This is a genomic window from Acinetobacter sp. RRD8 (assembly GCF_031844225.1).
Classification (GTDB): Bacteria; Pseudomonadota; Gammaproteobacteria; order Pseudomonadales; family Moraxellaceae; genus Acinetobacter.
Window position 1 is genome coordinate 59,153 of sequence record NZ_JAUZUU010000001.1, and the last position, 12,277, is coordinate 71,429.

Consider the following 12,277-nt stretch of genomic DNA (forward strand, 5'->3'; position numbering starts at 1 on the left):
TTACATTTTGATGATGTTGATAAGGAATCAAGTCAAATAGCCTTTTCTGGCTTGAATTGCCTCAGGTAGTGCTTTACCTAAAGAGCTTAGGGTTTCCCGCTCTACCAGCCGTACAATTGAATCTAGCGGTAGATCGTTATCCTGCAAGCCAAAGGGTTCTTCCAGCTCCGCACTGAGCTCATCGAGCCCGAGTAGCATATAAGCAATCAACCCGACCAGAATCGGCGTCCACAGGCCTAAATTCGCCTGCAAACTGAAAGGCAGGATAAAGCAAAAAGAATAAACCGCACGATGTAACAATACCGAATAAGAAAATGGTAATGGCGTTGACAAAATCCGGTCACAACCGGCCTGAATATCTCCCAAAGCCACAGTGTGCTGATTCAGGTTGTTATAAATAATATCGCTGATCTTGCCCTGCTGATACTGTTGTACCAGCTCTATTTGCATCTGTTCTAGCACCCATTGTGATGGATTGATTTGCATCGGCAATTGCTCGAATGACTTGGGTTCAAAACCGGTAGTGGCTTGATAAGTCTGAATACTGGGCGTTTGCTGTCTCAACCGGTCACGTAATAGATGGGTAAACAACATCATGCGGTACAATAAGACTTCACGGGTTTGATCGTCCAGAACGTGGCTATCACGGCATAAATGACGCGTGGTGGCAATCAGCGCGCCCCAAAGTTTGCGCCCTTCCCACCAGCGATCATAGCAGGCTGTATTTCTAAAACTTAAAAAAATCGAGAGAATGACACCAAAAATGGTAAAGCCAATTGCCGGAACAGCAGGAAGGCTCACGAAATGCGCCTGACTCAAATACACCAGCAAAGCGGAAATAAAAACCACCAAGATTAATGCGGGCAGCACCTTGGGCAGAATCGTTCCCTGCCAGGCAAACAATAACCCCAAACTATTATTCTTATCACGCACAATCATGCAATTTTCCCTGCTGTATTGAAAAAGCCCAACCAGAGTTGAGCTTTTTACATTCTGACTTAAACCAGCTTATTTGCCTGGTTTAAAGCTGTCCTTAAGATCCAGAATACGGTTAAATACCGGTTTTTCGCTGGAATGATCATATTGATCTGCCACGAAATAACCTTCACGCTCAAACTGGAAACGATCCTCCGGCTGAGCTTGCGCTAATGCAGGCTCAATCACGGCCTGAACCACCTTCAATGATTCAGGGTTCAGGTTTGCCAAGAAGTCATCACCCACTTCTGGATCAGACTCCGTAAACAGACGGTCGTAAATACGCACTTCTGCAGGAACGCCTTTAGTCGCAGATACCCAGTGAATCACACCTTTGACCTTACGACCTTCAGGATTTTTACCTAAAGTTTCAGGATCAATCGAACATTTCAGTTCAACCACTTCACCATTTTCATCTTTAATGACTTCGTCACATTTGATGACATAGGCATGACGTAAACGGACTTCACCGCCTGGAATCAGACGTTTAAAGCCTTTTGGTGGCTCTTCTTCAAAGTCTTTACGGTCAATATATAGTTCGGTCGTCAATGGAATAACACGTTCACCCATATCAACATTCGGATGACGTGAATGGGTCAAATCCATGTCGGCTGGCAAGTTGGTTAAAGTCACTTTTAATGGATTTAACACGGCCATACCACGAGCGGCGGTATTTTCCAAAGATTGACGAATACAGTATTCCAGCATGGCTACATCGACGATACTGCCATCAACTTTCGATACACCAACACGTTGACAGAAATCACGCAGACCTTCAGGCGTGAAACCACGACGGCGCATACCCACTACAGTTGGCATACGTGGATCATCCCAGCCCTGAACATAGCCACCTTCAACCAGCTTACGCAATTTGCGTTTTGAGGTGATGGTATAGTCCACATTTAAACGGCTCGATTCATACTGACGTGGCACGGATGGTGATTTAACTTTTGCCACCACCCAGTCATAGAACGGACGGTGATCCTGGAATTCCAAAGTACACAGTGAATGCGTAATGCCTTCAATCGCATCAGAAAGTGGATGCGCATAGTCATACATTGGATAAATTTTCCATTTATCGCCAGTCTGATGGTGTTCAGAATGCAGGATACGATACAGAATCGGATCACGCATATGCACGTTCGGTGAAGTCATATCGATCTTGGCACGTAAAACTGCCTGACCTTCTGCATATTCACCGCTGCGCATTTTCTCAAAACACTCCAGGTTTTCTGCAACCGTTGCATCGCGTTGTGGCGAGTTTTTACCTGGCTCAACGAAATTACCACGGTTTAAACGAATCTCTTCCGGACTTTGCAAATCCACATAGGCATCGCCCTGCTCAATCAGCTGAACTGCCCAGGTATAAAGTTGATCGAAATAGCTTGATGCATAACGCGGCTCGCCTTCCCATTGGAAACCCAGCCATTTCACATCATTGGCAATACCATCCACATATTCCTGCTCTTCGGCATCCGGGTTGGTATCGTCAAAACGCAGGTTACACACACCTTTAAATTCTTCGGCAATACCGAAGTTCAAGCAAATTGCTTTCACATGGCCAATATGTAAATAGCCATTCGGCTCAGGCGGAAAACGCGTCACCACCTGTTGAGTACGACCAGCGGCTAAATCATCGGTAATGACCTGACGTACAAAGTCCAAGCCTGGTTGTTGTTCTTGCTGCTGCACTGAATCGACTGCATTGTTCTTTTGGGTCGGGTTCTCGGGCAGAGATGTCACAACATCATTTGGCTTCATGATCAATCATTCACTTCTAAAGTTAAAAAGGGATTAACGAATATTTCATCGTACAAGCTGTACGTATATTCATTATCAAAGTTCCTTAGTTTAACTATAGGTGATTAATCTCTCAACCGCTAACTAGGGTATTTGATTTCAATTCACTCATTTTAAAAAGTGAAAATACAGTAAGCTGCCCAAAACTAAAATATCAACGCTTTACGGAATCAGAAAATGATTCAATTCGTGCCTGTCGGGAATATAACGCCCTGTCTGGCAGTATTTGAAATGCCTTGATAAATCAACGTATAAATAAGGTATTATTTTTATGCTTTTAACAAAGAAAATAATGTTTTTACTTGCCTTGTCGAATGTAGTTTGCTTATGCTTCACTCATTCAGAAAAAACCATGGCACTCGTCCATGATCAGGAGATTACACAATGAGTTTTCCTCAAGTCGAATTAAACACCAATAAAGGTCGTATTGTTCTAGAACTCAATGCTGAAAAAGCACCTAAAACCGTAGCTAACTTTTTAGAATACGTACGTGACGGTTTTTATGACGGCGTAATTTTCCACCGTGTTATTGATGGTTTCATGATCCAAGGCGGCGGCATGGATGAAAATTTCAAGGAAAAAGCAACACGTGATGCAATCGAAAACGAAGCAGACAACGGCTTGACCAATGACGAAGGTACGATTGCAATGGCGCGTACTCAGGCACCGCACTCTGCTTCTGCTCAGTTCTTCATTAACGTGAAAAACAACTCATTCCTTAACCACTCTGGCAAAACTGCTCAAGGTTGGGGTTATGCGGTATTTGGTAAAGTGGTTGAAGGTATGGACGTTGTGAACGAAATCAAAAACGTACGTACTGGCAACCGTGGCTACCACGCTGACGTTCCTCTAGAAAATGTAGTAATCGAATCTGCAAAAATCATTTCTGAATAAGTTTAAATCCTCCCTAACCCTCCTTTAATAAAGGAGGGAATCACCTTTTATCAAAATAAGGTTTTCCTCCCTTTTTCAAAGGGAGGTCGGGAGGGATTAAATTAAACAAGGAAAAGATTCGTGATCTATCTGTTTATCTCAGATTTACATTTGTCACCTGATCACCCTCGACTTGTTCGGGGGTTTTTAGATTTATTAACTGAGTATCAAGATCAAAATACCCAACTGTATATTTTGGGTGACTGGTTCAATGCCTGGATTGGTGATGATTATAAGTCTCCGTGGCTGGACGAGATTGTCACTGCATTAAAACAGTTTACTCAGGCTGGGAATCAACTCTATTTTCAGGCCGGCAACCGGGATTTTGTCTTAGGAAGTAAATTTTTAGCTCGATTTGGCGGGCAGCTTCTTCCCGAAATCGATCAGCTAATCATTGCCGGAACACATTTTCGCCTGGAACATGGCGATGCCCTATGTACCGATGACGTCTCCTATCAGCGTTTTAAAAAGATTATTCGTCATCCCTGGCTACTTGGCTTCTTAAGAAAAACCCCTCTCTCATTTCGAACCAGACTAGCCAACCGCTTTCGTCAACAAAGCCATCAGGCACAACAGTTTAAAAGCTATGAAGTGATGGACGTCAACTCACATGCAGTTGAGCTGGCATTACAGGATGTAGATGTACTGATCCATGGTCATACGCATCGCGCAGCCATTCATCAGTTAGCCCAGAAAAGAAGAATTGTACTAGGCGACTGGAAAGAAGACAGTGCAGAGATTCTGGAAATTCAGGAAGATCAAAGTTTTGATACCCTGAAACTAAAAAAGTGGCGATATTAATCAGCCACTTTTTACGATATTGATCTGCTTAACACAGACGATAAAGCTGGTTTACCCCAGTATAGAAACTTTTACCATCGAGATTGAACTGAAATTCCTCACCCGTTGGCAATTGAATCATTTTACCGACCTCAACCCAGATAAAACCGTCCATTGTATTTTGCTTGCGCTTTAATGGAACCAGTTTCACGTTAATTTCATTGCCATCAGCGGCAGTGGCAATATGCCATTCATTGATTTTGATCAAAATATTTACTCACACGATATGAGCTTTTTGTGACTATATGGAGAGAGATTAATAACAACCTAGTTTACATAATAGTTCTATGGTTAGTAGATCTTATTTGAGTTCAAATACTTGAACTAAAAAGTACATCACAATCAGCTTAAAATAATAATAGAAGCAAGAACAGTACTTGCTTGAAGTGCAACCAGTGTAAGCTATTTATCCAGCAAAAGCAAAATTACATTGTAATGACAATAGAATGGGATTTTTAAGAACTTTTTTCATGCTTTGTTAATTATTAGGCTTTTGATTTTTATGATCTAAAATTCATTTTAACGTTACTTCATTTCCGTTGATAAACAAAACCTGTATTTAAATACCTTAAAATCAATATTAGAGACATGAAACTCAGCCCGAGGTACGGCAAGTTCCACTCTCCCGTCTTTTGATAATTTAGGATCAAGAGAATAGCATTTAAGGCTACAAACAGTACGTGAATCATAAAAAAGGCTTGTTGCACTCGTCTAGTTTTTTGCTGACGTTGGTTCTCTAAGATGTTCTGCTGTTCTTGTAAAAATTGTTCTGCATCTTGAAGGTTCATTATGATTTTCTTATGGCTGAATGAATAGCTCATCTAAAGAATTTCCGGTTAAAAATAAACTAAAAATCTAAGCAAGCTATTCATTCAGAATCTCTTGTTGATTAATAACCGCTAGTCGGATTATTCACATTGATATCCTTTTTATATTTCCCCAATAGATCACGCAAGGAATTCATCAAAACACTGGTATCTACGCCCACTGCTACAAACTCAGTGCCAAGTTCGATATATTTTTGCGTCACTTCATGCTGGGTTGACAGAATTCCTGCAGCTTTGCCTGCAGAACGAATCCGCTGGATTGCATCAATTACAGCTTTTTGTACTTCAGGATGATTCGGATCACCTTGATAACCCATAGTGGCAGATAGATCAACGGCGCCAATAAACACGCCATCAATCCCGTCGATCTGAAGAATAGCATCCAGATTTTCCAGTCCTGTGACCGATTCAATCTGGATTAATAAACAGATTTCTTCATGTGCCGTCTGATAATAATTTGGAATGCTGTTCCAGCGGGTGGCACGTGCCAGTGCAGCACCAACGCCACGAATTCCTTCAGGCGGATAACGGACTGCCCTGACCATGAGTTCGGCCTGTTCCACGGTTTCTACCATCGGAATCAACAGCGTTTGTGCACCGATATCAAGGAGTTGCTTGATCAGTTGTACGCTACCAATGGGTGGTCGTACCACTGCTTGCGAGGGATAAGCAGCAATACTTTGCAGTTGCGACAAAGTCGTTCTCAAATCACTGGGTGCATGCTCACCATCAATCAGCAGCCAGTCATAACCTGCATTTGCCGCAATCTCGGTTCCATAGGCATCTGCCAATCCAATCCATAAGCCGATTTGCTGCTGGGTTTTCAGTTTGTGTTTAAAGTAATTGGTCACTTGCATCCGCTAACCTATTTGCATGTTGCTGGCGATGCCTCTTATTAAACGCTTCTCGCTTAAAAGTGCCAATAGACAAAAACTGGATTTTAATCTGATTTAACTCTAAGTTTTGCTTGAATCCAGCTCAAGATCATTTCAGAACAGGCTTTGCCTGATGCTTTTTTATTGTAATAATCAGGGGATGTGAAAAATGTATATATTTAAAACTTCTACTCGCTGTTTATTTAAAAAGATTGGAGCCCATTGATGGATTTACTCAAGATCACGCAGACCCGCTATACCACTAAAGCCTATGATCCTAGCAAGAAAATCCCGGCAGAACAGTTCGAGCGCTTATTAGAAATTTTGCGTCTGGCACCCTCTTCAATCAATATTCAGCCTTGGCATTTTTTTATTGCCGATCATGAGGCAGCCAAACAGCGCATTGCCAAAGCCTTGGTCGGTACTTATGCCTACAATGCACCCAAAGTTCTGGATTCTTCACATACCATTTTATTCTGCACCAAAGCCGATATTAATGAGTTGCATCTAGAAAACTTATTGAACCGCGATGATCTCAGTGGCCGATTTAAAGATGAATCCGCCAAGGAAGGTCAGAAAAACACCCGTGCAGGTTATATTCATTATTATCGCAATGAAAAAGGTGATATTCAGCGTTGGGCTGAAAACCAGACCTTTATTGCACTCGGTCAAATGCTCTTAGCTGCCGGAATTGAAGGGGTTGATGCCACCCCGATTGGCGGATTTGACGAAGAGATTATCAGTGAAGAATTACAACTCGCAGAACAGGGCTTGATCCCCTCTGTATTGCTGACTTTAGGCTATCACAGTGAAAACGACTTCAATGCCAAACTGCCTAAATCACGTCTTGCCGCTGAAGATATTTTCACCAAACTGTAAGGATTTTATGCTATAAAAGGGGTCAAGCGCCCCTTTCTATGTCAATTCGGGCCTATTTTTTGCTTTATTTACCATCTAATAGAATAACAATAGAGGTCATCTATGTCGCTCCTTACATCCAAATCCCTGAAATTTGAATGCCATCATTGCGATAAAATTTATCTCCAGCACTACAAAGATCAACAGCATCGTTATCCGCACTGTCCAGACTGCCAACAGGCCGGTTTATTAGTTGGACTGGCCGAAGCAGGCGACCTGCTCCGACATCCGATTGAATTTGCATCTTCTTATGTCAAACAGACATTGCATAAGCTAGGCAAATCACACTAGTCAAGCCTAGCAGCAATCCTAGAGTACTTGCAGGTTTGAGCCGCTCTTTAAAGAATACCAGACCTGCTATCACACCAAATACCACCACCAGAATATTCATGCCGGCAAAGACGATCGCCGGTGAATCCTTGAGCAGCATATGGGCTTTGACATAGAAAGCAATATTGGCAAAATTCAGGATACCCAATAACAGACCAGCGCCGATATTCTGCATCGAGCCCAAGCTTTTATATTTGAGTAACAGATAGCCCATCGAAATGATCAGAGCGCAAACAAACATCAGATTCAGCGCCACCGCGAATTGCAGGCCAAGACTGGTTGTATATTTCAACAATACATCTATCAGTGCATAACCGACCCAGACTAAGCCCAGATATAACATTCCCTGACTGCCCTGTCCTGTACTTTGTCGATGTGAAAACAGGATGCACAGCACTGCGCCAATACCTAAAGCGATCCCGAGTATTTTCAGCTGATTAAACTGTTCCTGAAAAATAAAATAGGCCGCAGCCAGTGACAAGACTACAGAAAGTCGCTGGGCAATTTCGGTTTTTAAAATCCCAGCCGTTTGCAAAGCCTTGGCCAGAAGCAGGAATACACTCGGAAGCAAAATACCCAAAGCCAGAATAAGCAACCAAGGCGTCTGAGACATTGAAATATGTTGAATATCAGGTTGGAACCAGAAAAAACATAAGAGACTGGCTGTCATATAGTTCCAGTTAATCATGTGTATCGGACTCAAGCCCTTATTTTTGGCGACTTTTAATAATATTGAGACCGCAACGCTGCATAGCGCTGCTGCGAAAATCAGTTCCATATGCTGCTCTTATTCTTGATATTTATGAGTCTACAAAAAAGCCCACATTTGCAGTGGGCTTTTTTTATAAATGATTCACTGGGAATTATTTATAGTGTGACACCATTTTCTCTAAAGAAATTGGGCGAATCTTGTCTGCATTACCTGCAGTACCGAAAGCTTCGTAACGATCGATACAGATTTGCTTCATTGCATCTACAGTTGCGCTGAAGAATTTACGTGGATCGAATTCGCTTGGTTTTTCTGCCATCATACGACGCATTGCACCGGTAGATGCTAAACGCAAGTCAGTATCGATGTTGATCTTGCGCACGCCGTGTTTGATCGCTTCAACCAGCTGCTCAACCGGAACACCGTAAGTTTCCTTGATGTCGCCGCCATACTGGTTAATCACTGCCAACCATTCTTGTGGCACAGAGCTTGAACCGTGCATGACAAGATGCGTATTTGGAAGTGCTGCGTGAATTTCTTTAATGCGGTCAATCGCAAGAATATCACCTGTAGGTGGACGCGTGAACTTGTACGCACCGTGTGAAGTACCTACTGCAATTGCAAGCGCATCAACATTGGTATCAGTAACGAAGCTACGTGCTTCTTCAACTGAAGTCAGGAGTTGAGAATGATCCAGTACGCCTTCTGCGCCTACGCCATCTTCTTCACCCGCCATACCTGTTTCAAGGCTACCCAAACAACCGATTTCACCTTCAACAGATACGCCACACGCATGTGCCATTTGAACTGTACGGCGAGTCACATCAACGTTATATTCATATGAAGTTGGTGTTTTACCATCTTCACCCAGTGAACCGTCCATCATCACTGATGAAAAGCCTAACTGGATTGAACGTTGGCAAATGTCAGGGCTGGTACCGTGGTCTTGATGCATTACCACTGGAATATGTGGCCATTCTTCAATTGCAGCCAAAATCAGGTGACGCAAGAACGGAGCGCCTGCATATTTACGCGCACCCGCAGATGCTTGTACGATAACAGGCGAATTGGTTGCATCTGCTGCAAGCATAATTGCACGCATTTGTTCTAAGTTGTTTACGTTAAATGCTGGTACGCCGTAAGCATGTTCGCCGGCGTGATCCAAGAGCTGGCGCAATGAAATAAGAGCCATAATATCCTCCCAGTGAATGCCACATATTCTACATGTTCAAAGGTTTCAATTCAGCAACAAATAACACTATTTAAAAAAAATCCCTGCATTTGCAGGGATTTTGTGTCACATCAACCAGATTAAGGTGCTACAGGCTCTGAAGTCGCAGCAACTGATTCGTCCGCAGTCGCTTCATCGGCTGGAGCATTGGCAATTTCAGCCGGGATATCGGTATTTTTTTCATCTAGAATTGGCTGGTCAATAGCGTCAATGGCGGCTTGCTGTTCTGGAGTTACAGCCTGATCCGCCACTGCTGCCGAGCTTTCTGCTTCAGCTTCTGGTGCACTTTCCTGTTTTGCACATGCAGTCAGTGCCAGAGATGCTGCTAATAATACTGCCGTAGTTAACTGTTTTTTCATCACGTATTCTCGTCATTTGATGATTTAATGACTGCATCTTATGACAGATTTATTGCATTTTAATGACGAAGCCATGAAGGGTAAGTTTTCACTGTCAAAAAAATGACATAAAAAAAAGCTGGCACTTGGCCAGCTTTTTAGCTTAGGACATTCCATTAAGCACGTTCTAACAATACCGCAACTGCAGGAAGGGTTTTACCTTCAACGAATTCAAGGAATGCACCGCCACCCGTCGAGATATAACCAATTTTGTCAGCCACTTCATATTTATCAATCGCAGCAAGTGTATCCCCACCGCCCGCAATCGAAAAACCTTCCGATTCAGCAATTGCTAAAGATAAAGTTTTAGTCCCTTCACCGAATTGATCTACTTCAAATACGCCGACCGGGCCATTCCAAAGAATGGTTTTAGAGGTTTTCAGGATTTCTGCAAATGCTTTCGCAGTTTCTGGACCTACATCTAGGATCATGTCGTTGTCAGCAACATCTGCAACGTTTTTCACCGTCGCTTTCGCAGCAGCCAATGAACCCAAGAAATCTTCAAAGTTAATTTCAGAGGCATCTGTAACGACTACGTCAGTAGGAAGTGGAACTGCTACTTTTGCAGCAATGGCTTTTGCCGTATCGATCAGATCCTTTTCACACAATGATTTGCCCACGTTATAACCGGCCGCAGCAAGGAACGTGTTGGCAATACCACCACCGACGATCAATTGATCACAAATGTCAGAAAGTGAGGTTAAAACATCTAGCTTGGTAGAGACTTTAGAACCTGCAACAATCGCCACCATTGGCTTTTCAGGGGTTTGCAGTGCACGACCAAGCGCATCAAGTTCAGCTGCCAGTAAAGGACCTGCAGCTGCAACTTTAGCCAGACGCGCTACGCCTTCAGTAGATGCTTCTGCACGGTGTGCTGTACCAAAGGCATCCATCACGAATACATCACACAATGCTGCATATTTTGCTGCAAGTTCAGGATTGTTTTTCTTCTCGCCGACGTTAAAACGGCAATTTTCCAGTAGAACTACCTGACCTGGCTGAACATCAACGCCATCTAAATAGTCAGTAAACAGTTTCACTTCTTGGCCCAAAGCTTCAGTCAAGTAAGCCGCTACAGGAGCAAGTGACTGTTCAGCTTTAGGCTCACCTTCAACCGGACGACCCAGATGAGAATACACCATGACTGCAGCGCCTTTTTCTAGTGCTGCTTTAATCGTTGGCAATGCTGCACGAAGACGCGCATCGCTGGTGATCACACCATTTTTAACAGGAACGTTTAAATCTTCACGGATCAGAACACGTTTACCTGCTAAATCGAGGTCAGTCATACGCTGAAAGTTCATGTAGAGCTCACTTTATAGATATTAAAACCAGGCGATTTTAAATGATTATGCAGAAAAAGGTTAGCATCTTTTGCAGAAAACATTATGAATGCCAAAGTTTTGTTATGATAGAAAAAAGCCTCTTTTAGATTCAGTCCCTATGTCGATACATCCTGATCCAAATCTTAACCGTTTGAACGTGTTAGGTGAGCCTTTGTCCAGCTGTTGCTTCGATCCGATTACCGGATATTTCCGCAATGGCTTTTGCCATACTGCGACCACCGATCTGGGCCAGCATACGGTTTGCGCGCAAATGACCTCAGAATTTCTGAATTTTTCTCAAAAAGTCGGTAATGACCTGATTACGCCTTTGCCCGAACTGGATTTCCCGGGCCTGCAACCTGGCGATTTCTGGTGTATCTGCGTAACGCGCTGGGTCGAAGCCTATGAAGCGGGTCAAGCTCCACCGATCAAGCTACAAGCCTGTCACAAAGCTGTTCTGGCGTATGTACCGTTAAATATTCTTGAGGAATATGCTGTCTAATGAATTCTGCACAAATTATCTTGGCATCGTCCAGTCAAACCCGCAAAGCGCTGATGGATCGTCTGCATATTAATTATATTTCCATGGTACCGGATATTGATGAATCTCCTCGCGGGGAAAATCACGCAGATGATCTGGCACAACGACTGGCTTTTGAGAAAGCCAGATATATTGCTGAACAAAATCCAGAAGCGATTGTGATCGGCTCAGATCAGGTGGCATGGCGTGAAGGTGCGCCGGATATTTTTATTGGTAAACCGTTAACGACTGAAAAGGCCATTCGCCAGCTACAAGCCAACTCGCACAAGATTGTCTATTTTAGTACTGCGCTCAGTGTGCAGCAGCTATCGACCGGTTTTGAACAAAGTCTGGTTGAACACTATAAAGTCAAGTTCCGCAAACTGTCTCAGGTCGAAATCGAGCGTTATGTCGAAATTGAACAACCTTTGCATTGTGCAGGCAGTTTCAAATGTGAAAGCCTCGGTATCAGCTTGTTTGAAGAAATGATCGGACAAGATCAGACCACGCTGATGGGCATGCCAATGATCAAGCTCTGTCATATTCTTCGTGAATTAAAAATTTTGGTTCCTTAATCTCTCCCTTTAAATTCAGGC

At 43.2% G+C, this 12,277-nt stretch carries 14 protein-coding genes; 6 read left to right on the forward strand and 8 right to left on the reverse strand.

Features of this window, described 5'->3' with window-relative positions; translation table 11 throughout:
- Positions 1–27 precede the first annotated feature (27 nt).
- Positions 28–939 (reverse strand): bestrophin family protein, encoded by a 912-nt coding sequence (locus Q9R24_RS00290; RefSeq protein WP_216985974.1) that lies wholly within the window; start codon positions 937–939, stop codon positions 28–30.
- A 69-nt stretch (positions 940–1,008) separates the two neighbouring features.
- Positions 1,009–2,736, reverse strand: a complete 1,728-nt coding sequence (locus tag Q9R24_RS00295) for a glutamine--tRNA ligase/YqeY domain fusion protein (RefSeq protein ID WP_311203457.1) — start codon at positions 2,734–2,736, stop codon at positions 1,009–1,011.
- Between the two features lie 423 nt (positions 2,737–3,159).
- Between Q9R24_RS00295 and Q9R24_RS00300 the strand changes: the two genes are divergently transcribed.
- A complete protein-coding gene (locus tag Q9R24_RS00300) occupies positions 3,160–3,669 on the forward strand; it encodes a peptidylprolyl isomerase (protein WP_004279844.1) in 510 nt (169 codons plus the stop codon).
- Between the two features lie 120 nt (positions 3,670–3,789).
- Positions 3,790–4,509, forward strand: coding sequence for a UDP-2,3-diacylglucosamine diphosphatase (locus tag Q9R24_RS00305; RefSeq protein WP_311203458.1), 720 nt, complete (start codon positions 3,790–3,792; stop codon positions 4,507–4,509).
- Between the two features lie 28 nt (positions 4,510–4,537).
- Here Q9R24_RS00305 and Q9R24_RS00310 read toward each other — a convergent pair whose 3' ends face one another.
- Both Q9R24_RS00310 and hpaI read right to left on the reverse strand, forming a co-directional pair.
- Positions 4,538–4,756, reverse strand: a complete 219-nt coding sequence (locus tag Q9R24_RS00310; RefSeq protein WP_004279847.1) for a hypothetical protein — start codon at positions 4,754–4,756, stop codon at positions 4,538–4,540.
- A 681-nt stretch (positions 4,757–5,437) separates the two neighbouring features.
- On the reverse strand, positions 5,438–6,232 hold the full coding sequence (gene hpaI, locus Q9R24_RS00315) for a 4-hydroxy-2-oxoheptanedioate aldolase (RefSeq protein ID WP_085064662.1): 795 nt from the start codon (positions 6,230–6,232) through the stop codon (positions 5,438–5,440).
- Positions 6,233–6,475: 243 nt separating this feature from the next.
- Here hpaI and nfsB point away from each other — a divergent pair, with 243 nt between their 5' ends.
- Both nfsB and Q9R24_RS00325 read left to right on the forward strand, forming a co-directional pair.
- Positions 6,476–7,129, forward strand: coding sequence for an oxygen-insensitive NAD(P)H nitroreductase (nfsB, locus tag Q9R24_RS00320; protein WP_311203459.1), 654 nt, complete (start codon positions 6,476–6,478; stop codon positions 7,127–7,129).
- Between the two features lie 102 nt (positions 7,130–7,231).
- A complete protein-coding gene (locus tag Q9R24_RS00325) occupies positions 7,232–7,459 on the forward strand; it encodes a hypothetical protein (RefSeq protein WP_085064664.1) in 228 nt (75 codons plus the stop codon).
- On the opposite strand, the gene Q9R24_RS00330 is transcribed toward Q9R24_RS00325, so the two are convergent.
- The 4 genes from Q9R24_RS00330 to Q9R24_RS00345 all read right to left on the reverse strand — a co-directional run bounded on the left by Q9R24_RS00330 (position 7,422) and on the right by Q9R24_RS00345 (position 11,140).
- Complete coding sequence (locus tag Q9R24_RS00330) at positions 7,422–8,276, reverse strand: EamA family transporter (protein WP_085064665.1); 855 nt, start codon at positions 8,274–8,276, stop codon at positions 7,422–7,424. The two genes, Q9R24_RS00325 and Q9R24_RS00330, sit on opposite strands and share 38 nt — an antisense overlap.
- Positions 8,277–8,361: 85 nt before the next feature.
- Positions 8,362–9,399 (reverse strand): class II fructose-bisphosphate aldolase, encoded by a 1,038-nt coding sequence (fba, locus tag Q9R24_RS00335; protein WP_311203460.1) that lies wholly within the window; start codon positions 9,397–9,399, stop codon positions 8,362–8,364.
- Between the two features lie 119 nt (positions 9,400–9,518).
- Entirely contained in the window at positions 9,519–9,797 is a 279-nt protein-coding gene (locus Q9R24_RS00340) for a hypothetical protein (RefSeq protein WP_311203461.1), read from the reverse strand.
- A gap of 155 nt (positions 9,798–9,952) precedes the next feature.
- Positions 9,953–11,140: a phosphoglycerate kinase gene (locus Q9R24_RS00345; protein WP_311203462.1), complete on the reverse strand. Its 1,188-nt coding sequence runs from the start codon at positions 11,138–11,140 to the stop codon at positions 9,953–9,955.
- Between the two features lie 139 nt (positions 11,141–11,279).
- Here Q9R24_RS00345 and Q9R24_RS00350 point away from each other — a divergent pair, with 139 nt between their 5' ends.
- Positions 11,280–11,663 (forward strand): DUF2237 family protein, encoded by a 384-nt coding sequence (locus Q9R24_RS00350; protein WP_004279857.1) that lies wholly within the window; start codon positions 11,280–11,282, stop codon positions 11,661–11,663.
- Positions 11,663–12,256: a Maf family protein gene (locus Q9R24_RS00355; RefSeq protein WP_311203463.1), complete on the forward strand. Its 594-nt coding sequence runs from the start codon at positions 11,663–11,665 to the stop codon at positions 12,254–12,256. The genes Q9R24_RS00350 and Q9R24_RS00355 overlap by 1 nt, the downstream gene beginning before the upstream one ends.
- The last annotated feature ends 21 nt before the right edge of the window (positions 12,257–12,277 follow it).

Excerpts from the sequence above, each read along its gene's own strand:
- Q9R24_RS00290 (WP_216985974.1), bottom strand. The coding sequence starts at position 939 with ATGATTGTGCGTGATAAGAATAATAGTTTGGGGTTATTGTTTGCCTGG.
- Q9R24_RS00295 (WP_311203457.1), bottom strand. The coding sequence starts at position 2,736 with ATGAAGCCAAATGATGTTGTGACATCTCTGCCCGAGAACCCGACCCAA.
- Q9R24_RS00300 (WP_004279844.1), top strand. The coding sequence starts at position 3,160 with ATGAGTTTTCCTCAAGTCGAATTAAACACCAATAAAGGTCGTATTGTT.
- hpaI (WP_085064662.1), bottom strand. The coding sequence starts at position 6,232 with ATGCAAGTGACCAATTACTTTAAACACAAACTGAAAACCCAGCAGCAA.
- nfsB (WP_311203459.1), top strand. The coding sequence starts at position 6,476 with ATGGATTTACTCAAGATCACGCAGACCCGCTATACCACTAAAGCCTAT.
- Q9R24_RS00325 (WP_085064664.1), top strand. The coding sequence starts at position 7,232 with ATGTCGCTCCTTACATCCAAATCCCTGAAATTTGAATGCCATCATTGC.
- Q9R24_RS00330 (WP_085064665.1), bottom strand. The coding sequence starts at position 8,276 with ATGGAACTGATTTTCGCAGCAGCGCTATGCAGCGTTGCGGTCTCAATA.
- fba (WP_311203460.1), bottom strand. The coding sequence starts at position 9,399 with ATGGCTCTTATTTCATTGCGCCAGCTCTTGGATCACGCCGGCGAACAT.
- Q9R24_RS00340 (WP_311203461.1), bottom strand. The coding sequence starts at position 9,797 with ATGAAAAAACAGTTAACTACGGCAGTATTATTAGCAGCATCTCTGGCA.
- Q9R24_RS00345 (WP_311203462.1), bottom strand. The coding sequence starts at position 11,140 with ATGAACTTTCAGCGTATGACTGACCTCGATTTAGCAGGTAAACGTGTT.
- Q9R24_RS00350 (WP_004279857.1), top strand. The coding sequence starts at position 11,280 with ATGTCGATACATCCTGATCCAAATCTTAACCGTTTGAACGTGTTAGGT.
- Q9R24_RS00355 (WP_311203463.1), top strand. The coding sequence starts at position 11,663 with ATGAATTCTGCACAAATTATCTTGGCATCGTCCAGTCAAACCCGCAAA.